This is a genomic window from Streptomyces sp. M92, from assembly GCF_028473745.1.
Taxonomy (GTDB): domain Bacteria; phylum Actinomycetota; class Actinomycetes; order Streptomycetales; family Streptomycetaceae; genus Streptomyces.
In genome coordinates, this window is the sequence record NZ_CP101137.1 from 6752835 (window position 1) to 6775060 (window position 22226).

At 73.6% G+C, this 22226-nt stretch carries 24 protein-coding genes; 9 read left to right on the forward strand and 15 right to left on the reverse strand.

Annotated features, from left to right (window positions below; genetic code table 11):
- The first annotated feature begins 23 nt into the window (after nucleotides 1-23).
- Nucleotides 24-1712, forward strand: a complete 1689-nt coding sequence (locus tag M6G08_RS31145; protein ID WP_272590470.1) for a DUF885 domain-containing protein — start codon at nucleotides 24-26, stop codon at nucleotides 1710-1712.
- Nucleotides 1713-1722: 10 nt separating this feature from the next.
- On the opposite strand, the gene M6G08_RS31150 is transcribed toward M6G08_RS31145, so the two are convergent.
- Both M6G08_RS31150 and M6G08_RS31155 read right to left on the reverse strand, forming a co-directional pair.
- Nucleotides 1723-2568 carry an SDR family oxidoreductase gene (locus M6G08_RS31150; protein WP_272590471.1) on the reverse strand — a complete coding sequence of 282 codons (846 nt, stop codon included), beginning with the start codon at nucleotides 2566-2568 and terminating at the stop codon, nucleotides 1723-1725.
- A gap of 70 nt (nucleotides 2569-2638) precedes the next feature.
- A complete protein-coding gene (locus M6G08_RS31155; protein WP_272590472.1) occupies nucleotides 2639-3118 on the reverse strand; it encodes a rhodanese-like domain-containing protein in 480 nt (159 codons plus the stop codon).
- A 125-nt stretch (nucleotides 3119-3243) separates the two neighbouring features.
- Between M6G08_RS31155 and M6G08_RS31160 the strand changes: the two genes are divergently transcribed.
- Nucleotides 3244-3690, forward strand: a complete 447-nt coding sequence (locus tag M6G08_RS31160) for an Lrp/AsnC family transcriptional regulator (protein WP_272590474.1) — start codon at nucleotides 3244-3246, stop codon at nucleotides 3688-3690.
- A gap of 24 nt (nucleotides 3691-3714) precedes the next feature.
- Here the strand turns inward: M6G08_RS31160 and M6G08_RS31165 are convergent, their stop codons facing one another.
- The 4 genes from M6G08_RS31165 to M6G08_RS31180 all read right to left on the reverse strand — a co-directional run bounded on the left by M6G08_RS31165 (nucleotide 3715) and on the right by M6G08_RS31180 (nucleotide 9390).
- Nucleotides 3715-6708: an AAA family ATPase gene (locus tag M6G08_RS31165; RefSeq protein ID WP_272590475.1), complete on the reverse strand. Its 2994-nt coding sequence runs from the start codon at nucleotides 6706-6708 to the stop codon at nucleotides 3715-3717.
- A complete protein-coding gene (locus tag M6G08_RS31170) occupies nucleotides 6705-7868 on the reverse strand; it encodes an exonuclease SbcCD subunit D (protein ID WP_272590477.1) in 1164 nt (387 codons plus the stop codon). Before M6G08_RS31170 ends, M6G08_RS31165 begins: the two co-directional genes overlap by 4 nt.
- A 107-nt stretch (nucleotides 7869-7975) precedes the next feature.
- Complete coding sequence (locus M6G08_RS31175; protein ID WP_272590478.1) at nucleotides 7976-8602, reverse strand: YigZ family protein; 627 nt, start codon at nucleotides 8600-8602, stop codon at nucleotides 7976-7978.
- Between the two features lie 77 nt (nucleotides 8603-8679).
- Nucleotides 8680-9390: a hypothetical protein gene (locus M6G08_RS31180; RefSeq protein WP_272590479.1), complete on the reverse strand. Its 711-nt coding sequence runs from the start codon at nucleotides 9388-9390 to the stop codon at nucleotides 8680-8682.
- A 152-nt stretch (nucleotides 9391-9542) separates the two neighbouring features.
- On the opposite strand from M6G08_RS31180, the gene M6G08_RS31185 reads away from it, so the two are divergent.
- Nucleotides 9543-9950, forward strand: coding sequence for a CoA-binding protein (locus M6G08_RS31185; RefSeq protein WP_272590480.1), 408 nt, complete (start codon nucleotides 9543-9545; stop codon nucleotides 9948-9950).
- Nucleotides 9951-10023: 73 nt separating this feature from the next.
- Here the strand turns inward: M6G08_RS31185 and M6G08_RS31190 are convergent, their stop codons facing one another.
- The 3 genes from M6G08_RS31190 to M6G08_RS31200 form a co-directional block, all read right to left on the reverse strand.
- On the reverse strand, nucleotides 10024-10581 hold the full coding sequence (locus tag M6G08_RS31190) for a YbaK/EbsC family protein (protein WP_272590481.1): 558 nt from the start codon (nucleotides 10579-10581) through the stop codon (nucleotides 10024-10026).
- 43 nt (nucleotides 10582-10624) lie between these two features.
- On the reverse strand, nucleotides 10625-11197 hold the full coding sequence (locus M6G08_RS31195) for a helix-turn-helix domain-containing protein (protein ID WP_272590482.1): 573 nt from the start codon (nucleotides 11195-11197) through the stop codon (nucleotides 10625-10627).
- Between the two features lie 131 nt (nucleotides 11198-11328).
- Nucleotides 11329-12132, reverse strand: a complete 804-nt coding sequence (locus M6G08_RS31200; RefSeq protein ID WP_272590483.1) for an acyltransferase — start codon at nucleotides 12130-12132, stop codon at nucleotides 11329-11331.
- A 119-nt stretch (nucleotides 12133-12251) separates the two neighbouring features.
- Between M6G08_RS31200 and M6G08_RS31205 the strand changes: the two genes are divergently transcribed.
- Nucleotides 12252-12788, forward strand: coding sequence for a gamma carbonic anhydrase family protein (locus M6G08_RS31205; protein WP_272590484.1), 537 nt, complete (start codon nucleotides 12252-12254; stop codon nucleotides 12786-12788).
- Between the two features lie 88 nt (nucleotides 12789-12876).
- Here the strand turns inward: M6G08_RS31205 and M6G08_RS31210 are convergent, their stop codons facing one another.
- Both M6G08_RS31210 and M6G08_RS31215 read right to left on the reverse strand, forming a co-directional pair.
- The gene (locus M6G08_RS31210; RefSeq protein ID WP_272590485.1) at nucleotides 12877-13500 is read right to left on the reverse strand and encodes a DedA family protein; all 624 of its coding nucleotides are present in this window, start codon (nucleotides 13498-13500) and stop codon (nucleotides 12877-12879) included.
- Nucleotides 13501-13611: 111 nt separating this feature from the next.
- Nucleotides 13612-14049 carry a DUF4442 domain-containing protein gene (locus M6G08_RS31215; RefSeq protein ID WP_272591484.1) on the reverse strand — a complete coding sequence of 146 codons (438 nt, stop codon included), beginning with the start codon at nucleotides 14047-14049 and terminating at the stop codon, nucleotides 13612-13614.
- A gap of 86 nt (nucleotides 14050-14135) precedes the next feature.
- Here M6G08_RS31215 and M6G08_RS31220 point away from each other — a divergent pair, with 86 nt between their 5' ends.
- Complete coding sequence (locus M6G08_RS31220) at nucleotides 14136-15119, forward strand: DUF8017 domain-containing protein (RefSeq protein WP_272590486.1); 984 nt, start codon at nucleotides 14136-14138, stop codon at nucleotides 15117-15119.
- 37 nt (nucleotides 15120-15156) lie between these two features.
- Complete coding sequence (locus M6G08_RS31225) at nucleotides 15157-16197, forward strand: DUF8017 domain-containing protein (RefSeq protein ID WP_272590488.1); 1041 nt, start codon at nucleotides 15157-15159, stop codon at nucleotides 16195-16197.
- A gap of 11 nt (nucleotides 16198-16208) precedes the next feature.
- On the opposite strand, the gene M6G08_RS31230 is transcribed toward M6G08_RS31225, so the two are convergent.
- The 3 genes from M6G08_RS31230 to M6G08_RS31240 form a co-directional block, all read right to left on the reverse strand.
- A complete protein-coding gene (locus tag M6G08_RS31230; RefSeq protein WP_272590489.1) occupies nucleotides 16209-17054 on the reverse strand; it encodes a spermidine synthase in 846 nt (281 codons plus the stop codon).
- 28 nt (nucleotides 17055-17082) lie between these two features.
- Nucleotides 17083-18252: an elongation factor Tu gene (tuf, locus tag M6G08_RS31235; RefSeq protein ID WP_272590490.1), complete on the reverse strand. Its 1170-nt coding sequence runs from the start codon at nucleotides 18250-18252 to the stop codon at nucleotides 17083-17085.
- A 275-nt stretch (nucleotides 18253-18527) separates the two neighbouring features.
- Nucleotides 18528-19250, reverse strand: coding sequence for a DNA alkylation repair protein (locus tag M6G08_RS31240; RefSeq protein WP_272590491.1), 723 nt, complete (start codon nucleotides 19248-19250; stop codon nucleotides 18528-18530).
- A gap of 49 nt (nucleotides 19251-19299) precedes the next feature.
- Here M6G08_RS31240 and M6G08_RS31245 point away from each other — a divergent pair, with 49 nt between their 5' ends.
- The 3 genes from M6G08_RS31245 to M6G08_RS31255 all read left to right on the forward strand — a co-directional run bounded on the left by M6G08_RS31245 (nucleotide 19300) and on the right by M6G08_RS31255 (nucleotide 21344).
- Nucleotides 19300-20079 (forward strand): TVP38/TMEM64 family protein, encoded by a 780-nt coding sequence (locus tag M6G08_RS31245; protein WP_272590492.1) that lies wholly within the window; start codon nucleotides 19300-19302, stop codon nucleotides 20077-20079.
- 147 nt (nucleotides 20080-20226) lie between these two features.
- Nucleotides 20227-21102 (forward strand): undecaprenyl-diphosphate phosphatase, encoded by an 876-nt coding sequence (locus M6G08_RS31250; protein WP_272590493.1) that lies wholly within the window; start codon nucleotides 20227-20229, stop codon nucleotides 21100-21102.
- Nucleotides 21103-21164: 62 nt separating this feature from the next.
- The gene (locus tag M6G08_RS31255) at nucleotides 21165-21344 is read left to right on the forward strand and encodes a hypothetical protein (RefSeq protein ID WP_073731417.1); all 180 of its coding nucleotides are present in this window, start codon (nucleotides 21165-21167) and stop codon (nucleotides 21342-21344) included.
- An 18-nt stretch (nucleotides 21345-21362) separates the two neighbouring features.
- Here the strand turns inward: M6G08_RS31255 and M6G08_RS31260 are convergent, their stop codons facing one another.
- Nucleotides 21363-22103: an SDR family NAD(P)-dependent oxidoreductase gene (locus M6G08_RS31260; protein WP_272590494.1), complete on the reverse strand. Its 741-nt coding sequence runs from the start codon at nucleotides 22101-22103 to the stop codon at nucleotides 21363-21365.
- Nucleotides 22104-22226: the final 123 nt, after the last annotated feature.

The window sequence follows — 22226 nt, forward strand, 5'->3', positions numbered from 1 at the left end:
GGGATCCGTACGAGGATGTCCGCATGTCAGAGACCAAGAGCCCGCTGCCCCGCGAGGTCGCCGACGCCTACGTCGACGAGCTCATCGCCCTCGACCCGGTCACCGGTACGTTCCTCGGCGTCCAGGAGAGTTCCAGCCGCCTGCCCGACCTCTCGCCCGCGGGTCAGGAGGCCCTCGCGGAGCTGGCGCGGACCACACTGGCCCGGCTGGACGAGGCGGAGCGCCGGCCCGGCGGGGACAGCGACGTGGAGCGGCGCTGCGCCCGGCTGCTGCGCGAGCGGCTCACCGCCGAACTCGCCGTGCACGAGGCGGAGGAGGGCCTGCGCTCGGTCGGCAACCTGGGCACCGTCGCGCATTCGGTGCGCGAGGTCTTCACCGTGACGCCGACGGCGACCGACGAGGACTGGGCGCGGATCGCCGGGCGGCTGCGCGCGGTTCCTGCGGCGCTCGGGGGCTACCGCGAGTCCCTGGCCCTGGGCCTGGAGCGCAAGCTGTACGCGTCGCCGCGCCCGACCGCCGCCTTCGTCGGCCAGCTCGGCGAGTGGGCGGACACGGGCGAGGGCCGGGGCTGGTTCGAGGACTTCGCGTCCGCCGGTCCGGACGCGCTGCGGGCGGAGCTGGACGAGGCGGCCCGGGGCGCGACCGCGGCCGTGGTGGAGCTGCGCGACTGGATGCGCGAGGTGTACGCGCCGGCGATCGAGGGTGCCCCGGACACGGTGGGCCGTGAGCGCTACGCCCGCTGGTCGCGCTACTACAACGGCACGGACCTGGACCTCGACGAGGCGTACGCGTACGGCTGGGCCGAGTACCACCGCCTGCTCGCCGAGATGAAACAGGAGGCCGAGAAGATCCTGCCGGGCGCCGAGACCCCGTGGGTGGCGCTGGCGCACCTGGACGAGCACGGCAGGCACATCGAGGGCGTCGACGAAGTCCGCGACTGGCTCCAGGGCCTGATGGACCAGGCGGTCGAGGCGCTGGACGGCACCCACTTCGAACTCGCCGAGCGAGTGCGCAGGGTGGAGTCGCGGATCGCCCCGCCCGGCAGCGCGGCGGCCCCGTACTACACGCAGCCGTCGGAGGACTTCTCGCGCCCCGGCCGCACCTGGCTGCCGACGATGGGACAGACCCGCTTCCCGGTCTACGACCTGGTCTCCACCTGGTACCACGAGGGCGTGCCGGGCCACCACCTCCAGCTCGCCCAGTGGACGCACGTCGCCGAGGACCTGTCCCGCTACCAGGCCTCGGTCGGCATGGTCAGCGCCAACGCCGAGGGCTGGGCGCTGTACGCGGAGCGGCTCATGGACGAACTGGGTTTCCTGACGGACGCCGAGCAGCGGCTCGGCTACCTGGACGCACAGATGATGCGGGCGGCCCGGGTCATCGTGGACATCGGCATGCACCTGGAGCTGGAGATCCCGGCGGACTCGCCGTTCCACCCGGGCGAGCGCTGGACGCCACAGCTGGCACAGGAGTTCTTCGGCGCGCACAGCAGCCGCCCGGCGGACTTCGTGGAGAGCGAGCTGACCCGGTACCTGACGATCCCGGGCCAGGCCATCGGCTACAAGCTCGGTGAGCGGGCGTGGCTGCTGGGCCGGGAGAAGGCCCGCGAGCGGCACGGTGACGCCTTCGACGCGAAGGCCTGGCACATGGCGGCCCTCTCCCAGGGTTCGCTGGGCCTGGACGACCTGGTGGACGAGCTGTCGCGGCTCTGAACGGAGCCGCTCAGCGCCGAAAGCCGCCCTCCGAGTCGACAACCTGACCGGTGATCCACTCCGCCTCGTCCGTGGCGAGCCACCCGACGAGGCGGGCCGGGTCGTCGGGCATGCCCCACCGCCCGGCGGGGAAGAGCGCGGCGATGGCGTCGTAGTCCTCGCCGGTCATGTAGTCGGTGTCCACGGGCCCGGGGTTGACCGCGTTCACGGTGACCGCGTGTGCGGCGAGGGCCGTGGACAGGGAGCGGGTGATCGAGGCGAGGGCGCCCTTCTGGAGCGCGTAGGCGATCTCGCCGGGCATGCCGCCCGCGATGTCCTGTCCGGAGGTCATCAGCACGACGCGTCCGCCGGGCGTGCGGGGCGGCAGCGCGGCACGGTGCCGGGCGTAGGCCTGGACGAGCAGCAGCACCGAGCGGGTGTCGACCTGCCAGTGGGCGTCGAGCATCGCGGCGTCGACAGTGTCGAGGGTGCCGTCGGAGCCGCTGAGGGCGTGGTTGGCGACCAGGATGTCCAGCCGCCCGCCGAGCGCTTCGGCGGCCGTGGCGAGGAGTTCGCCCGGTGCGGCGGGGTCGGCGAGGTCGCCGGGGCCGGTCACCACGGTGGCGTCCGGGTCGCCGAGCGCGGCGCGCACGGAGGCGGCGACGTCCTCGGGCCGGTCGGCACCCCAGGGCATGGCGGCGTCGTGCGGGACGTGGTGGTGCAGGTAGACGCCGGCCCCGTAGGCGGCGAGCCGCCGGGCCACGGCGTGGCCGATGCCGCCGCGCCGGCTGGCGCCGGTGACGAGGGCGGTCCGGCCGCGCAGGGGCAGGGGGTCGCGGCGCAGTTCTTCGGGGGTGGGGTGCGGAAGTCGGGGCATGGGCACCCATGATGGGCGGCGCGCCGCCGGTGCGCATGCCAATATCACCGCGGCGCGGTTCGCCCGTCCGTCAGCAGCCGCAGTCGGCCGCGTCCACCGGGACGGTCAGCGGGTCGGCGGCGCGGCGCGCGGCACCCTCCCACGTCTCGTGGGTGAACCCCTCGCGCACCCAGTACTCGAAGCCGCCGAGCATCTCCTTGACCCGGTAGCGGAGTTCCGCGAGGGCGAGGGCGGCGCGGGTCGCGCCGTTGCAGCCGGGACCCCAGCAGTACGTCACGACCGGCACGTCGCGGTCGAGGAGCCGGCCGGCCTGTTCGGCGATGAGCGCCGTGGGCAGGTGGACGGCGCCGGGGATGTGGCCCTGGTCCCAGGACTCGGTGGAGCGGATGTCCACGAGGACGAAGCCCGGGTCGCCGCCGGCCGCGAACGCGGCGGCGACGTCCGAGACGTCGGTGTGGAAGGCGAGGCTCGCGCGGAAGTAGGCGGCGGCTTCGGCGGCGGGCGCGGGGGCGACGCGCAGGACGGGGTTCGTGGTGGTGGCGGTGGTCATGGTCTGCCGGCCTTTCCTCGGTGGATCTCCTGGCCGCAAACCTATGCTCGGCGAGCAGATCACCTGAAGTGGGATTCCCCGGCCTGCCCTTGCATCTGCCGGGGATTCACTGGTACTTCTCGCGGATGACGACGTATACCCCGGACGCCACCGACTGGCTCATCCTCGACGCCCTTCAGCGCAACGGGCGGGCGGGTTACGCGGAGTTGGCGCGTGCCGTCTCGATGTCCGCCAGCGCGGTGACCGAGCGGGTCCGCCGGATGGAGGAGGCGGGGATCATCCAGGGGTACGCGGCGGTCGTCGACCCGGAGCGGCTGGGGCTGCCGATCCTGGCCTTCGTGCGGCTGCGCTACCCGGTCGCCAACTACAAGCCGTTCCACGACCTGGTGGCGGTCACGCCCGAGATCCTGGAGGCGCACCACGTGACGGGGGACGACTGCTTCGTCATCAAGGTCGCGGCCCGTTCGATGCGGCATCTGGAGGAGGTGTCCGGCCGGATCAGCGCGCTGGGGTCGGTCACCACGAGCGTCGTCTACTCCTCGCCGCTCCCCCGCCGGCCGCTGGGCCGCTGAGTACGGCCCGGCCGGCCGGGCTCCTCAGCCGGTGCCCCGCTGCCGCAGCACCGACCCCGACCGTCCCTTCACGACCTCCAGTTGGGCGTGGACGCGCCGGCGGAGGTCGGCGACGTGGCTGACGATGCCGACGCTGCGGTCCCGCTCGCGCAGTGCGTCGAGTACGTCGAGGACCTCGTCGAGGGTCTGGTCGTCGAGGCTGCCGAAGCCCTCGTCGATGAAGAGGGTGTCCAGACGCACTCCGCCGGCCTCGTCCGTGACGACGTCGGCGAGGCCCAGCGCGAGGGCGAGGGAGGCGAAGAACGTCTCGCCGCCGGAGAGTGTGGCCGTGTCGCGCTCGCGGCCGGTCCAGGCGTCGACGACGTGCAGCCCGAGACCGCTGCGGCCGCGTCCGGTCCGGTCGTCGGAGTGGACGAGGGTGTAGCGGCCGGAGGACATGCGCCGCAGGCGGGCGGTGGCGGCGGCGGCGACCTGCTCGAGGCGGGCCGCCAGTACGTAGGACTCCAGGCGCATCCGGCGTTCGTTCTCCGCCGAGGTGCCCGCGGTCAGGGTGGCGAGGCGGGCGACGCGGTCGTGTTCCCGCCGCAGCGGGGCGAGGCCGTGCACGGAGGTGGTGGCACGGTCGGAGAGCCGGTCCAGCTCGGCGCAGCGCCGGGCGGCGGCGTCGCGGGCCGAGGCGGCGTCGCGCAGCCGGCGGCCGGCGTCGGCGGCGGCGCGTTCGGCCGCGGCCGGGTCGGCGGGCGGGCGCTGGGCCGCGGCGGCGGTGTCGGCCTCGGTGAGGACGGCGCGGACTGCGGTCTCCTCCGCGTCCCAGGCGTCGAGCCGGCGCTGCAGTTCGCGGTGGGCGTCGTCGTCGAGCAGCGCGGCAGCGGCTTCGCGCGGGGTGTCGAAGCCCGCGCGGAAGGCAGCGTCGGACAGGCGGGCGTCGGCGTCCTTGAGCCGCCGCGCCGTGTCCTCGGCGGCGCGGGAGGTGTCGGCTGCCTCGGTGAGCAGCGCGGCCCGGCGTTCGAGTTGCGCGGCCCGGTCCGCCACGCTGCCGGCGGTGCCGCGGGCCCGCACCAACTCCTCCTCCAACGCCGCCCGTTCCGTCTCCAGCCGTTCCCGGTTGGCGATCCGGGAGGCGGTCCGTACGGCCGCCTGCTGCTGGGCCGCGATCCGCCGCTCGCGCTCCTGCTCCGCCCGGCGCAGCTCCTCCTGTGCGGCGTGCAGTCCGGAGGCGGCCGCCCTCGCTCGCGCGTAGAGCCGCTCCAGTTCCTCGGCCTCCTCGGCCAGCCGTTCGGTGGTCGTGTCCCCGGCCTCCGCGGTGGCGGCGGCCAGTGCCTCCCGTACGGTGCCCAGGCGCTGCTCGGCCTCCGCGCGGCGTTCCTCGGCCTGCTGGTGGGCGGCGAGCGCGCGCTCCTCGGCCTCTCGGTCGACGTGCCCGGCGACCTTCCGGGCGGGCGCGGGGTGTTCGGTGGCTCCGCACACCGCGCACGGCGCGCCGTCGGTGAGCTCGGCGGCGAGTTCGGCGGCGATGCCGGCCAGCCGCTGTTCCTTGAGGTCGAGCCAGTGGGCACGGGCCTCGACGGCACGCTCGGCCGATTCGAGCGCCTGCCGCCCCGCCTCCTTTGTGTCCAGGGCGAACCGGTCCCGCCGACGGGCGGCCTCCAGCCTGCGCCGGGCCGGGTCACGCCGCTCGGCGAGCTGTCCGGCACGGGTCGCGGCCTCCTGGGCGTCCGTGACGCGTGCCTGGAGCCGGTCGCGGGCCGGCTCCCAGCCGGCCAGCCAGGCCTCAGCCTCCCGCAGGGCCTCGTCGTCGGCGCGTTCCTGGCGGTCCAGTCCGGCCCGCTCCTCGGTCAGCCCGGCGAGGCGCTGTTCGGCCCGCCGGGCGGAGTCGAGGCCGCCCAGCTCCTGGGCCGCCCGGCGCGCGGCGGCGGCGAGTCCGGCGGCACCGGCGTCCGCGAGGTCGTCCGGGAGCAGGGCACGCGCGCGGGCCTCCGCGTCCGCCGCCCGCCGGTGTGCGGCGTCGGCGGCGTCCCGCAGCTCCAGGGCCGGGGCCACCGCCTCGGCCTTCCGGCCGCGCCGCATGCGCTCCTGCGCCGCGCGGTGGGCGTCGGCCCGCTCGGCCAGCCGCCCCGCCCGCTCCCTCGCCTCGGCGAACCGCCGCTGCAGCCGGTCCAGTTCCCGTACGTCGCCCACGTTGCGCTCGGCGGCGGCCTGGGCGGACTCGGCGGCGGCGAGCCGGCTGTCGGCGACGGCCAGCAGCTCCCTGGCCGTGGAGCGGGCGACGGCGGCGGCGCCCAGCACGGCCTCGGCCAGGCCGGGCTCGCCCGGGGCCAGCTCCGGCAGTTCCATGGCCCCGTCGGCGGCCTGCTGCATCCGGTGGGCGTCGGCCAGCAGTGCGGCGTCACCCTCGCGCACCCGTGCCTCCGTCGCGCGGCGCCGCTCGGCGAGGCGCTTCTCGACCTCGGCGAAGCGCCGGGTGTCGAAGAGCCGGCCGAGCAGCTTGCCGCGGGCTTCCGCGTCGGCGCGCAGGAAACGCGCGAAGTCGCCCTGCGGCAACAGCACGACCTGGCAGAACTGCTCGCGGCTCATGCCGAGCAGCTGGGTGATCTCCTCGCCGATCTCCTGGTGGGAGCGGCTGAGGTCCTTCCAGGTCCCGGTACCCGCGTCGTACTCGCGCAGCCAGGTCTGGGCCTTGTCGACGGTGGTGCCCTTGCCGCGCAGCTTGGGTCGCTCCCAGGGCGGCTGCCGGGTGATCTGAAGCCGCCGTCCGGCGACGGTGAGTTCGAGGCGCACCTCGGTGCGGGTGCCCACGGGTGCGTGGTCGCTGCGCAGGGTCATGCCCTGGCCACTCTGGCGGGCGCCGGGCACCGAGCCGTACAGCGCGTAGCAGACGGCGTCGAGGACGGAGGTCTTGCCCGCGCCGGTCGGCCCGTGGAGCAGGAAGAGACCGGCGGCCGACAGGTCGTCGAAGTCGACGCTCTGCGATCCGCCGAAGGGCCCGAAGGCGGTGATGTCGAGCCGGTGCAGTCTCACCGGGCCACCTCCCGCAAGGTGTCGTCGGCGCGCACCGCGTCGAAGGCGTCCCGCAGCACGGTCTGTTCGTGGTCGTCGGGTCCGGCGCCGCGCACATGGCTCACGAAGTCCTCGGCGATCTGCTGGTCGCTGCGGCCGGCGAGCCGCCGCGCGTAGGAAACCGCCGGGTCCTCCGGCGCGCGCTCGGGATCGAAGACGAGGCTCAGGGTGTGCGGGAAGCGTTCGGTGAGCCGGGCCATGGGGTCGGCCGGGCGGACCGCGTCGGTGAGGGTCGCCTCGACCCACGCCTCCTCGTGCGGGGTGAGCTCCGGGTCGGCGAGCAGTTCCTCCAGGGTGCCGCGCAGGCGGGCCAGCGCGCGCGGCACCGGGCAGTCGACGCGCTCGGCGGTGACCGTGCCGTCGGCGTCCAGGTCGACGAGCCACATGCTCTTGCGGTGCGCGGCCTCGGAGAATGAGTACGGCAGGGGGGAGCCGGAGTAGCGGACGCGCCCGGTGAGGGTCTGGCAGCCGTGGAGGTGGCCCAGTGCCACGTAGTCGACGCCGTCGAAGACGCCACAGGGCACGGCGGCGACTCCGCCGACGGTGATGTCCCGCTCGCTGTCGCTCTGCTCGCCGCCGGTGACGAAGGCGTGCGCGAGGACGACGGAACGGGTGCCCCGCGCGCGCGTGGCGAGGTCGGCCCGGACCCGATCCATGGCGGCGGCGAGCACGGCCTCGTGGCCGGCCTTCTCCACCCCGAACTCGGCCTTCACGAGGGCCGGTTCCAGGTACGGCAGCCCGTAGAAGGCCACCTCGCCGTGCGCGTCGTGCAGCACCACCGGCGACCCGCACCCCGCCGGATCGGTGCGCAGGTGGATGCCGGCACGGTCGATCAGCCCGGCACCGACGCCGAGGCGGCGGGCCGAGTCGTGGTTCCCGGAGATCATCACCGTGGGCACGCCGAGGCCGGCGAGGCGGTGCAGGGCGTCGTCGAACAGCTCGACCGCGGCGAGCGGCGGGACCGCCCGGTCGTACACGTCTCCCGACACGACCACGGCCTCGACGCCGTGCTCGCGCACGGTCTCGACGAGGTGGTCGACGAACCCGGCCTGGGCGCCGAGCATGTTCACCCGGTGGAACGCCCGGCCGAGGTGCCAGTCGGAAGTGTGCAGCAGTCGCATGATCCCCGAGACTAACGGCAGGGTCCGACAGTCCGGGTGGTTACTCCTGTTTCGCCCTCGAACTCCCGGCTCGCGATGTCCGTTAAGTCCCTATTACTCCCCTACCGTCAGGCGTCCCCGTACGCCTCTCCGCCCAGCTCGAACCCGGCCGATCCCGCGGTGGCGTCCGCGAGCCACGCCCGGAAGGTGTCCACGTCGGCCTCCGGCAGTCCGATCTCGATGGTGACCGCCTCGGCGTACCGGACGTCGCGCACCGCGCGTCCCGCCGTGCGCAGGTCGTTCTGGAGCTTGCCGGCGCGCTGGTGGTCGACGGTCACGGTGGCCAGGCGGAACCGGCGGCGGGTGAGGGTGCCCAGGTCGTCCAGGGCCTCGCCGACCGCGCCGCCGTAGGCGCGGATGAGTCCGCCCGCGCCGAGCTTGACCCCGCCGTAGTAGCGGGTGACGACGGCGACGACGTAGCGCATGTCGCGGCGGAGCAGCATCTGGAGCATGGGGACGCCGGCGGTGCCGCCGGGTTCGCCGTCGTCACTGGCCTTCTGCACGCCGGCGTCGGCGCCGATGACGTACGCCCAGCAGTTGTGGGTGGCGTCCGCGTGCTCCTTGCGCACGCCCGCGATGAACTCCTGGGCCTCCTGCTCGGTGGCGGCCGGGGCGAGGGCGCACAGGAAGCGGGAGCGGTTGATCTCGGTCTCGTGCACACCCGCGCGGGCGACCGTGCGGTACTCGTCCTGCATCCGCCCAGCCTATGCGCTCGCCGGATCCCGCCCCCCGGCGCGGTCGCCCCGGCCGGAGGGGGCGGCGAGGGCCGCGGTCACCGCGGGGCCCCGACGTCCCGGGCGAGGTGGAGGCCGAGGAACCGGTCGGCGTAGGCGTAGGTCTCGAACCGGGCTCCGTCGGGCAGGTCCGGGTCCGTCTCCACCTGGCGCAGGACCCGCAGCACCCCGGGCGCGTCCGCGTCGTCCTCCCAGGCGGCCCGCAGCCGGTCGCGCACCTCGCCGGGCACCGGGCGCGACGGCTGCCGCGCCCAGGTGGCGACCGCGCGGCGCCAGCGGGCGAGGGTCTCGCGGGCGTCGTCCAGCGCACTCGCGTCGAGCACCACGCGCGCGTGGTGGTTCCGTGCCAGCAGGGCGAGGCGCAGGGCGTCGGGGTCGGAGAGGTCGGGCGCGGGCGGGTCCGCGGCGGCCACCGCGACCGTCGCCCCCTCGGGAGCGGCGCCGCCCTCGCCGACCACGTGCACGGTCTGGCCGGCGCCCGGGCCGAAGGCGCCGGCGTCCTCGAAGGGGCGGATGCCGAGGGCGGCCGCCGCCTCGCGCAGCCGGGTCCCGTCCTCCCCGTCGCTCAGCAGCGCCCACGCGGGCGTGCCGTCGAGTTCGAGGGCGCGGATCAGCAGGTCGGCGACGAGCAACACCCGCACCCCGGGCGTCCCGGGGCCCGGCGCGTGGACGTGGACGCGGGTCGGGCCCCGCCGGGCGGGCGCGGCGGGGACGGGCTGGCCGGTTCGGGCGTCGATGATGCGCAGCACGCGGTGAGCGTAGGCGTGGTGGGGCCGTGCCGCACCGGGGGCGCGCCCGCCGGCCGTTCACCCTTCCACTCGGGAATCCCGCGACCGCGCCGTCCGTTGTCCCACCGGAAGGCCCGACACGCGAGTCGTCCCAGAGTCCAAGGAGGCCGCCGGTGTACGGCGACGAGGCAACCGTCCGCAGGATCCTCACCGAGCTCGGCGACACCTGGGCCGTGGTCGGCCTGTCGTCCAACCGGCAGCGCGCGGCGTACGGGGTCGCCGAGGTGCTCCAGCGCTTCGGCAAGCGCGTCGTGCCCGTGCATCCCAAGGCGGAGACGGTGCACGGGGAGCAGGGTTACGCCTCCCTGGCGGACGTCCCCTTCGAGGTGGACGTCGTGGACGTCTTCGTCAACAGCGAGCTGGCCGGCGCGGTCGCCGACGAGGCGGTCGCGAAGGGCGCCGCCGCCGTCTGGTTCCAGCTCGGTGTGATCGACGAGGCCGCTTACGGGCGGACGCGGGCCGCGGGCCTGGACATGGTGATGGACCGCTGCCCCGCGATCGAGATCCCCCGGCTCGGCTGAGTCCGCACCGACTGGAGGCGGGCCGGCCCTGCCGCGGGCGGTCCGCACCACCCGTCACGCCACCGCGCGGGCTTCAGGCCACGCCCAGCCCTTCGAGTACCACGGCCCCCGGCAACTCGGCGAAGGCCTTGCCCGGCACCAGGAGTTTGCCGCGCCGGCGGCCGCTGCCGACGAGGACGTACGGCAGGTCGACGACGGCCGGGTCCACCAGCACGGGCCAGTCGGCGGGCAGGCCGACCGGGGTGATGCCGCCGTACTCCATGCCGGTCTCGCCGGTCGCCGTGTCCATGGACGCGAAGGAGGCCTTGCGGGCGCCCAGGTGACGGCGTACGGCACCGTTGACGTCGACCCGGGTGTTCGAGGGCACCACGCAGGCGGCCAGGGTGGTGCCGCCGCCCCGCTTGCCGGTCACCACGACACAGTTGGCGGACTGTTCGAGCAGCTCACGGCCGTAGTGCTCGACGAACGTGGCGGTGTCGGCCCACTCCGGATCGGTGTCGACGTAGACGAACTGGTCGGCGGGGACGCTGCCGCGCCAGTGGCGTACGGCGTCGGCGACCGGGCGGGTCAGTTCGTCGAGGGCGTCCGGGGCGGGTTTGGCGCGGTCGAAGTCGCCGATGGGTGCGTGCATGGCCGCACGCTAGCAACGGCGGGCGCCGGCGCGGACGGCCGTCTCAGCGAACGGGCGGCACCGAGACCGCCATGACCATCTCCATCGGCACGTCCCCCTCGTTGCCGTAGGTGTGGGGGGTGTCGGACTCGAAGGAGGCGCTCGCCCCCGCCGGGACCCGGTGCGCCACGCCGTCGACGGTGAGGGTGAGTTCCCCGGCCGTGACGTGCACCAGCTCGACCGTGCCGGTGGGGTGCGGGTCGGACGGGCTCCTCTCGCCCGGCATCAGCCGCCACTCCCACATCTCCAGCGGGCCGGGCGCCTCCCTCCCGGCGAGCAGCCGGCTGAAGCTGCCCGCGTCGGTGTGCCACAGCCGTACCGCCTGCTCGGCGGGGACGACGCGGACCGTGGAGCCCTGCTCCCAGTCGAGGAGGGTGGTGATGCTGACGCCGAGGGCGTCGCCGATCTTGACGACCGTGCCGAGACTGGGGTTGGTGCGGGCCTGCTCGATCTGGATGAGCATGCCGCGGCTGACACCCGCCCGCGCGGCGAGCGTCTCCAGGGTGAAGCCGCGCTCGGCGCGCCAGCGCCTGACGTTGCGTGCCAGGGACTGGGTCAGCAGGTCGAGGTCCGCCACATTCCGTCCATGTGTTGGTTCACTGGTCCGGGCGACGCGGTGCGGTGCCCGGACCGCCGTCGGCCGCACCCGGACGTTCACCGAACTGTACTGCGGGGCGCCCTGAACCGTACCGCCGGGCGCCCGAACGCTCAGCTCTCGCCCGCCGGTTCCGTCAGTTTTCCCGCCGTCGCCGGCCGGTCGTCCGACTCGGCGAGCCGGGCCACCGCCTCGTCGTCCAACTGCGACAGCGCCCGGAGCTGTCCGGGCGTGATCCCGTCCGGTATCGGCACGGGGGCCGGCGTCCGCAGGGGCGGCTGCCAGCCGTCGTCAGGCGTCCAGCGCCGTACGACCCGTGCGGGGGCGCCCGCCACCACGGCGTGGTCGGGGACGGTGCCCCGGACCACCGCGCCGGCGGCCACCACCACGTTCCGGCCGACGCGGGCGCCGGGCAGGATCACCGCGCCGGTGCCGATCCAGCAGCCGGGGCCGATCTCCACCGGGTCCATGCGGGGCCACTGCTTGCCGATGGGCTGGTGCGGGTCGTCGTAGGAGTGGTTGGTGGAGGTGACGTAGACGTACGGGCCGAAGTAGCAGTCGCTGCCGATGGTGACCGTGGTGTCCGCGATGACGTGGCTGCCGCGGCCCAGGACGACTCCGTCGCCGATGCGCAGGATCGGCTCGGGGCCCAGGTCCAGGTCGGGCATGAGCCCGGCGGTGAGGGTGACCTGCTCGCCGATGATGCAGTGGGCGCCGACGTGGATCCAGGGCTCGCCGAAGACCGTGCCGAGGGGGAAGGCGAGGCGGGTGCCCGTGCCGAGGGCGCCGAAGCGGAAGCGACCGGGGTGTGCGGCGGTGACGGAGCCGGTGCGCTGCACCCAGGCCCAGCCCGCGTGGACGGCCCGCTGCGCGAGGCGGGTCCGCCAGGACGGATACGTGTTCTTGCGCTTCGGCACCCGCTCACGGTAGTCCGCGTGCCCTGCGGCCATGGCGCGGGAGGCCTGTGATCTTCACCCCACCGGGTGGCGTACGGTGCCGTACATCACCCGGGGCATCACCCGAACAGGAGGCGGAGATGACGCAGCAGGCGCTGATCACGGGCATCGGCGGCAGGGAACCGAAGGTGGATCCGGAGGCCTTCGTGGCACCGACGTCCTCGGTCGTCGGCGACGTGACCCTGCACGCCGGGGCGAGCGTCTGGTACGGGGCGGTGCTGCGCGGCGACGTCGAGCGGATCACCGTCGGCGCGGACAGCAACGTCCAGGACAACTGCACGCTCCACGCCGACCCCGGTTTTCCCGTCACGGTCGGCGAGCGGGTCTCCATCGGGCACAACGCCGTGGTGCACGGAGCCGTCGTCGGTGACGACTGTCTCATCGGCATGGGGGCGACGGTCCTCAACGGCGCGGTGATCGGCGCCGGGTCGCTGGTCGCCGCGCAGGCGCTGGTGCCGCAGGGGATGGAGGTGCCGCCGGGGTCGCTGGTGGCGGGGGTGCCGGCGAAGGTGAGGCGGGAGCTGACGGAGGAGGAGCGTCAGGGGGTCACGCTGAACGGCACGATGTACGCGGCGCTGGCTGTGGAGCATCGGGGAGCAGTGGGGGGCGGTCTGTAGGAACGCCGTCCGCGGGTTGTTCGTGGCTGGTCGCGCCCGCGCGGCGGAGCCGCAGATCGACACGGCCCCGCGCCCCTTTGGGGGCGCCTCAGTCCCCGGTGGTCAGAGGCTGGGCCTTGGCCGCCTTGCGCTTGAGGACCAGCATCGAGGCGATGCCGATGCCCACGGCCAGCACCAGGCCCAGCCACGAGAAGCGCTTCAGCCAGGACTCGGCGACGACGCCGACGTAGTAGATGACGGCGGTGGTGCCGCCCGCCCAGACGATGCCGCCGAGGACGTTGGCGATCAGGAACTTCCAGTACGGCATCCGCAGCACACCGGCGAGCGGACCCGCGAAGATGCGCAGGAGGGCGACGAAGCGGCCGAAGAAGACGGCCCACATGCCCCACTTCTGGAAGGACCGTTCGGCGGTGGCGATGTGCCCCTCGCTGAAGTGCCTGGGGAACTTCTTGCCCAGCCAGGCCAGCAGTGGCCGGCCGCCCTTGCGGCCGATGGCGTACCCGATGGAGTCGCCGATCACCGCGCCGGCGCTGGCGCAGGCGCCCAGGACGAGCGGGTCGATGCCGCCGTGCTGGGAGGACAGCAGGGCCGCCGAGACCAGGATGATCTCGCCCGGCAACGGGATGCCCAGGCTCTCCAGTCCGATGACGAGTCCCACCACGGCGTAGACGGCCACCGCGGGCACCGTGTCGAGCCACTCCTGGACGTGCAACGCCACACCCTCCGATTCGCGCCCCTGCTTCCGGGTCCGGGCGGGCCTGACTGCCGCTTCCCGGGTCGCCTCGACCGAGGCGACCCGGGAAGCCTACCTGTTCAGCGGGTGTCAGCCGTTGGGGCGCAGGGTCCAGGTGACGGTCATCTCACCGGTCACGGCGCCGTCCTCGCGCTGGATGGCGACGCTGACCGGGAACTCGGGGCGGCTGCCCGCGTCCAGCTCCGCCACCACCTCGGCGATCGGACGGCCGAGCGTCGCCGTGGCCCTGACCGGGCCGAGCGCGATCTTCTTGAAGGCGATCTCCGCGGTGACCGGCAGCGGCACCGCCCGGGAGAGCTGATCGCCGAAGGCCGCCAGCACGATGGCGCCGCTGGCCGACTCGCCCAGCGTGAACATGGCCCCGGCGTGCGGTCCGCCGACGTGGTTGCGGTACTCGCTCTGGTCCGGGAGGGCCAGTACGGCCCTCTCCGGAGTGGTCTCCAGGTACTCGAGGTTCAGGGTCCTGACCATCGGCACCGTGGCGGCGAGCAACTCGCCTATCGACATCTGGTCTGCGCTCATGGACGACAGGTTACCCGCGAGTAGTATCCGAGGACCAGGCACGCCGAATGATCGCCGTATGCTTGCCGGCCATGTGGCCAGGAGAACAGCCGTCCGCCGGCGGACCGAACTCGCGGCATCCCGACCCGTACCAGCAGCCCGGCCACCAGCAGCACCAGCCTCATGCCGGGCGCCCCCCGTACGCCGGACAGCACCAGCCGTACGCCGGGCAGTCGCCCTACGCGGGCCGGCAGCCGCCCGCGGCCTGGCACACCCCCGCGCCCACGGGCGCCCCGCCGCCCGTACGGCCACCGGGCCGCGGCCGTACGAAGGTGGTGGCGATCGTCGCCGCCGCGGCGGTCGTGGTCGCCGCCGCCGTCACTGGGACCATCCTGCTGGGCGGCGGTGACGACCGGGCCGAGCCCGGCCCCGCCGCCTCCTCGGAGCCCGCGTCGGCCGCCGGTGCGGACGGACCGCGGGCGACCGTGGAGGGCTGGCAGGTCGTCACCAACCCCGACCTGGGCATCGCCTTCGACGTTCCGGCCTCCTGGGTGCCGAAGGCGCCCACCTGGGTCACCTACGTGGCGGAGAACGACGACCCCGAGGACGAGCCCCTGGTCGCCATGAGGGCCCCGGCCGTCCTCGAGGAGAAGTGGTGCGCGGCGGACAGCGACCGGGACGGCTGGGTCGACCACGTGCCCCTGGCCAGTGCGGGCACCCGGGGCAACGAGGGGGCGCGCGGCACCGAGGAGATCGCCGGGAAGGACTCGGCGGCCTGGGTCTACGGGGCCTTCGCCCAGCCGGCGCACGACAAGGTGACGACGGGACCGGTCACCTCCTTCACCACGTCCTCCGGCATCGTGGGCAGCGTCGCCACCTCCCGGTCGTCCGGGGTCGAGAGGCGGGACAAGTGCGACGTGGACGGCAAGGCGACGACGTTCGCCTTCGAGACCGCCGACGGCGACCTCGTCTCCTGGTCGTTCTACGGGGCGGCGAACGTCGCCGACGAGGTGCCGGACGGCACCGTCCGGAAGATCCTCGCCACCGTTCGGTACGTCCCTGACAAAGGGCAGTGACCGAATCGTGTCCTCGGCGGCATTAGGGTGACTGCTCATGTGGCCAGGACAGCAGCCGCCCGGGGGCGAGCAGAACCCGCAGAACAATCCGCCGAACAACCCGTACCAGCAGCCGGGGTACCAGCAGCCGAATCCGTACCAGCAGCCCGGCTACCAGCAGCAGCCCGGCGCGTACGGGCAACAGCAGTGGAGCACGCCGCAGCCCGTCACCACTCCGATGGCGGCCACCGGCGGCGGCGGTGACGGTGGCGGGAACCGGACCAAGGTGGTCGCGATCGTCGCGGCGCTCGCGGTCGTGGTGGCCGCCGGGGTCACCGGGTTCCTGGTGCTGGGCGGTGACAAGGACGACCAGGCCGACGACGGCAAGGACAAGAAGCCGACCGCGACCGCGACCGCGGAGAAGTCGCAGTCCCCGACCGCCGATCCCAGCGCGTCCGGCTCCGGCGACAACCCGCGCGGCGGTGGCGAGCTGACGCCCACCGTCGAGGGCTGGCAGGTCGTCGCCAACCCGCGCTTCGGCACCATGTTCGACGTGCCCGCCGACTGGGAGCTCGACAGCACCGACACCAGCGTCGGTTTCGAGTGGGAGAAGGAGGACGGCAAGCTCGACCGGACCACGGTCACCGCCCCGGCCTACCTCAAGTCCGAGTGGTGCACCACGGACGAGAACAAGGACGGCCGCAAGGAGAGCACCGCCCTCGCCACCGCCGGTACGCGCGGGGAGAGCGGCGCCAAGGACACGAACATGGCGGCCGAGACCCGGGTGCCGTGGTGGATCTTCGGCGGTTACACCCAACCGGACAAGAAGAGCGTCAAGTACGGCAAGCCGAAGGCGTACACGACCGCCTCCGGCCTCGAGGGCAGCGTCATCACGGCGCACTCCGAGGGCACGCCCCAGAAGGGTAAGTGCGACAGCGAGGGCAAGGCGATCACCTTCGCCTTCAAGAACGGCGCCGGGGACTTCGTCACCTGGAACCTCTACGGCGCCAAGGGCGTCAAGGAAGAGGTGCCGGAGGCGACGATCCAGAAGATCCTGAGCACCGTCCGCCTCACCGAGGAGCCTCCGACCGAGTCCTAGGAACCCGGTACTCAGCCGATGCCGAACGCCCCCGCGGGAGGCACGGGCGAGGGCACCGCGTCCTCGTCCCGCACGGGTCGCGCGTCGCCGGTGAGGTCCCGCAGGGCGGGTCCGTGCTCGACCCGGGCCGGGAAGGCGTCGGCGGCGGTGCGCCTGGCCAGCGCCGCCGTGTCGAGGGGCCGGTGCGCGGCGACGAGGACGACGTTGCCGAAGCGGCGGCCCCGCAGCACACCCGGTTCGGCGATGATCGCGAGCTCCGCGAAGAGGGAGGCGAACGTCGCCAGTTGGGAGCGCAGGAAGCCGAACGGCGCCGTGTCGGCCAGGTTGGCCACGTACACGCCGTCGGGTCGCAGGACGCGGGCCGCCGCACGGGCGTAGCCGACGGAGGTCAGGTGCGCGGGCACCCGTGAGCCCCCGAAGACGTCGGCGACCAGGACGTCGGCCGAGTTCTCGGGGGCGGTTTCCAACCAGGCGCGGGCGTCGGTGCCGTGGGCGGTGACGCCCGCGCCCTCCGGAAGGGGCAGGTACTCGGCGACCAGGTCCAGCAGTCCCCGGTCTGCCTCGACGACGTCCTGGCGGGAACCGGGCCGGGTCGCGGCCAGGTACCGGGGCAGGGTGAACGCGCCTCCGCCCAGGTGCACCGCGTCCAGCGGACGCGTCGGCTCGGCGACCGTGTCCAGGACGTGGCCGAGCCGGCGCGTGTACTCGAACTCCAGGTGCGCCGGCTCGTCCAGGTCGACGTACGACTGCGGAGCCCCATCGACGGTGAGCAGCCAGGCCCGTTCCCGGTCGACGTCGGGCATGAGCTTGGCGGTGCCGTGGTCGGTGACACGGGTGACGGGTACGGCTTCGTTCACCTGCCCATTGTGCCAACCGCCGGCCGCGTCAGCCGACGGCCGTCACGGTCCCCGCTCCGACGGTCCGCCCGCCCTCGCGGACGGCGAACCCGAGCCCGGTCTCCAGCGGCACGTCCCGCCCCAGCTCCACGGTCATCGTGACCGTGTCCCCGGGCCGGGCGACGGCCGCCTCGCCGAGGTCCACGTCCCCGACCACGTCGGCGGTGCGGATGTAGAACTGCGGCCGGTATCCCGTGGCGACGGGCGTCGAGCGTCCGCCCTCGCGCGCCGACAGCACGTACACCCGCGCCGTGAACCGCCGTGCCGGTACGACGCTGCCGGGTGCGGCGACCACGTGTCCCCGGCGCACCGTGTCACGGGCGACGCCGCGCAGCAGCAGCGCCACGTTGTCCCCGGCCTGGGCCTCCTCCATCGGCTTGCCGAAGGTCTCCAGGCCGGTGACGACCGTCTCGACGGACGCGCCGAGCACCTCGACGCGGTCGCCGACGCGGACCGTGCCGCGCTCGACGGCTCCGGTGACGACCGTGCCCCGGCCGGTGATGGTGAGCACGTTCTCCACCGGCAGCAGGAACGGCGCGTCCAGGTACCGCTCGGGCATGGGCACGTACGTGTCCACGGCGTCGAGCAGCGCCTCCACGGAGGCCGTCCACCGCGGGTCGCCCTCCAGCGCCCTCAGCCCCGAGACCCGTACGACGGGCACGGCGTCCCCGCCGTAACCGTGCGCGGTGAGCAGTTCCCGGACCTCCAGCTCCACGAGGTCGGTGAGCTCCTCGTCCCCGGCGTCGGCCTTGTTGAGGGCGACGACGACGTGGTCGACGCCCACCTGCCGGGCCAGCAGGACGTGTTCGGCGGTCTGCGGCATGATCCCGTCCAGCGCGGAGACGACCAGGATCGCCCCGTCGAGCTGGGCGGCGCCGGTGACCATGTTCTTGACGTAGTCGGCGTGGCCGGGCATGTCGACGTGCGCGTAGTGCCGGGTGTCGGTCTCGTACTCGACGTGCGCGATGTTGATGGTGATGCCGCGCGCTGCCTCCTCGGGGGCACGGTCGATGCGGTCGAACGGCACGAACGTGCCGGCGCCGCGCTCGGCGAGCACCTTGGTGATGGCGGCGGTCAGGGTGGTCTTGCCGTGGTCGACGTGGCCCATGGTGCCGATGTTGAGGTGCGGTTTGGTGCGGACGTACGCCGTCTTGGACATGGCGGTTCCTCGAAGCCTCGTGGCGGTGGTGGGACCCCAGGGGGACTGGCCGACCCTCCCCTGCGGGGTCCGCCGGACGTTCCGGGGAGGGTCAGCTTCGGGCGCCGTCGACGGCTGCCGGGAAGAGGATGACGGCAGCCTTCGGGGCATCCGCGACCGCGGATGCTGCGAGGTGGAAGGCGTGCCGGAACATGACGCCGATCCTCGCCGACGCGCTGCCCGGGGTCGAATGGTTTTTGACGGCACGGAAGTCCGGAGCGTGCCGCCCCGGTCGGCTACGGACCGATGTTCCGCAGCGCCTCCCGCACGGACAGCGGCGCGAGGCGCGGCCCGTGTCCGGCCACGAAGGCGCGTACGGCGTCCGGGTCGGTCTTGGCGTACTCGCGCAGGCTCCAGCCGATGGCCTTACGGACGAAGAAGTCGTCGTGGCCGCCCTGGCGCAGGCAGTAGCCGAAGAGCCGGTCGGGGTCGGTGCGTTCCTTGTACCGCAGTTGGTGCAGCAGCGCCGTGCGGACCAGCCACCTGTCCTCGTCCGCGCTCCAGGCGTCCATGTCGGCGGTGAGGCCGCGGTCGGCCGCGACCAGTCCCCCGACGACGTGCGCCGCGAGCAGGTCGACGGTGTCCCACCACGGCACCGTGGTGAGCAGATGCCGGACCACGGGCAGGAATCCGGAAGAGCAATGCGTCACATGACGGCGCAGGAGATCGACGGCGAAGTACTGGTACTCGCGCTCGGGCAGCCGCCAGCAGAGGAGCGCCACGGCGGTGAGGTCCGGCTCCGCCGGCCGGGGTGTTCCCTCCAGGACGGTGCGGGTCAGGGCGCGGCGAACGGGCGAGGTCAGACCCAGGAAGGGAGCGACGTCCCTCATGTACGCCCGCATGCCGGCGGCCCGTTCGGGTTCGGCCGCGGCACCGTACACGGCGGTGAGCCGCTCCATCACGGTGTCCGCGTAGGGGCTGCGCGGCACGTCCGGAATTTCCCTGGCTGTGACGCTCATGAGACGCACCATACGGCGATCACACACATTTGTCGGTTAGTGTCACCGGATGTTCGATGCCACCACCCGCTCTGGGGGCACCGCCACGGTCTCTCCCCGGACCGCCGCGACAGAGCTCGCCGTCGCCACGGCCGCCGGGCCGGTCCCACCGGCCGGTGCCGCCGCCCGCGTGGCGAGAGTCCTGCTCTCCCCGTGGTCCCGGCTCTCCCTGCTCGTCCTGCTGCTGGCCTCAGCGGCCACGGCGGTCCTGCTGTTCCGGCCGCAGGAGTTGCTGACCGACGGCTGGCCCCCGCAGCTCGGCGGGATCGCGGCGGCGGTCGCCTACGCGGTGGCGTACGGGCTGTGCACCGTCGCGTTCGTACCGCGTCCGCTGCTGAACCTGGCCGCCGGTGCCCTGTTCGGCTCCCAGCTCGGCCTCGCCTCGGCGCTGGCGGGGACGGTGCTCGGCGCGGGCATCGCCTTCTGTCTGGGCCGGATGCTGGGCCAGGAGGCGCTGCGGCCGCTGCTGCGGGGCAAGTGGCTGAAGGCGGCGGACGGGCAGCTGAGCCGGCACGGTTTCCGCTCGGTGCTGGCGGCACGGCTGTTCCCGGGGGTGCCCTTCGCCGCCGTCAACTACTGCGCGGCCGTCTCCCGCATGGGGCTGCTGCCCTTCCTGCTGGCGACGGGGCTGGGCTCGATCCCCAACACCGCCGCCTACGCCGTGGCCGGTGCCCGTGCCTCGACGCCGACCTCGCCGGCCTTCCTGATCGCGCTGGCCTGTATCGCGCTGCCGGGGCTGGCGGGCGCGGTGGTGGCCTGGCGCAAGCGGCACCGGCTGCGCGGGAACTGACGGGAGGCCCCCGGAGGTCAACTCCCTGTGGGCTGATCTTCACTTTGGGGCGCTACGCTGCCCCTCGGCACGCCTGATCCTGATCACCGCACGGCGGTTCGGTGTGTCCATGCCCGTTTTCGTTCGGCACTTGGACTCCGTAACTTCATGTCTTGGTTTGAATCACTCATCCTCGGACTCGTCCAGGGGCTGACCGAGTTCCTTCCCGTCTCCTCCAGCGCGCACCTGCGGCTGACCGCGGCGTTCTCCGGCTGGCACGACCCGGGAGCGGCCTTCACCGCCATCACGCAGATCGGCACCGAGGCCGCCGTCCTCATCTACTTCCGCAAGGACATCGGGCGGATCCTCTCCGCCTGGACGCGGTCGCTGACGAACAAGGAGATGCGCCACGACCCCGACGCCCGCATGGGCTGGCTGGTGATCGTCGGCTCGATCCCGATCGGGGTGCTGGGGCTGACGCTGAAGGACCAGATCGAGGGGCCGTTCCGCGACCTGCGGATCACCGCGACGATGCTGATCGTCGTCGGTGTGATCATCGGCGTCGCGGACCGCATGGCCGCGCGGGACGAGAAGGGCGGCCGGCACCGCGCCCCGCAGCAGCGCAAGGAACTGACGGACCTGACCGTCCGGGACGGCCTGATCTACGGCCTCTGCCAGGCCATGGCCCTGGTCCCCGGCGTCTCCCGGTCCGGGGCGACCATCAGCGGCGGCCTCTTCATGGGCTACCGGCGCGAGGCCGCGGCCCGGTACTCGTTCCTGCTCGCCGTCCCGGCGGTGCTGGCGTCCGGCTTGTTCGAGCTCACCGACGCGATGGAGAGCGACCACGTCTCCTGGGGCCCGACGCTCTTCGCGACGGTCATCGCCTTCGCCGTCGGGTACGCGGTGATCGCATGGTTCATGCGATTTATTTCCACCAAGAGCTTCATGCCGTTCGTCTGGTACCGGATCGCGCTCGGCATCGTCATCATCGTCCTGGTCTTCGCGGGTGTCCTGAGCCCGCACGCCGCGGAGTCGGCCCACTGACCGGATCGCTTGTGTAGCCGTCCGGTAGCGCACTGTCAGTGCGTGCCCCTAGGCTTGTCCGCATGTCCCCCGATTCCGTGACTCCTGGTTCCGTGCGGTCCGCGGCGGAGCTGAACGACCAGATCCGTGCCCTGTGGCGGCGAGCGGGCGGGACCCTGTCGGCGCAGGAGCGCGTGGAGTACGAGCTGCTGGTGGTCGAATGGGCCACCGCGATCCGCGGCGAGGTCATCGAAGCGGCCTGAGCGGCCCCGGGCCGGACGTCAGCGTCCGCCGGCCACCCGCAGCACCGCACCCGTCGTGTACGAGGCGTCCGGCGACATCAGCCAGGAGATCGCCGCGGCGATCTCCTCCGCCCGGCCGGGGCGGCCCATCGGGACGGCCGCGCCCATTCGCCGAGCGCGTTCCGGATCGCCCATGGCCGCGTGCATCTCGGTGTCGACGACCCCGGGCGCGACGGCGTTGACGCGGATTCCGTCCGGGCCGAGTTCCTTGGCCAGGCCCAGGGTGAGGGCGTCGACGCCCGCCTTGGTCGCCGCGTAGTGGACGTACTCCCCCGGGCTGCCGATGGTCGCGGCGCCCGACGACACGTTCACGATCGCGCCGCCGCCCCGCGCGGTCATCAGCTGCGCGGCGCGGCGGGAGCACAGCAGCACCCCCAGCAGGTTGACGTCGAGGACCCGGCGCAGGGTCGCGGTGTCGCTGTCGGCGAGCCGGCCGAGCGGCCCGGTCACGGCCGCGTTGCTCACCAGGCCCGTCACCGGGCCGAGCCGCTCCTCCGCCACCTCGAAGAGCCGCTCGACGTCGGACTCCGCCGAGGTGTCCGCCCGCACCGCGAGGCCGCGGCCACCCGCCTCGCGCACCCCGGCCACGACCGCCTCGGCGGCCGAGTCGTCCCGCACATAGCCCACGACGACGTCGTGCCCGTCGGCGGCGAGCCGCAGACAGGTGGCGGCACCGATGCCCCGGCTGCCACCGGTGACCACCGTGAGGGGACGTGACATGAGTACCTCCAGTGAGCGAGGGCCGGGAGCACGGAGCCATCCGGCCGTCTGATCGATCATCGATCATCCTAGGCGGAGGTCGCGCTTCACGGGGCGCGGACATCCGATGTGATCAACTGAATC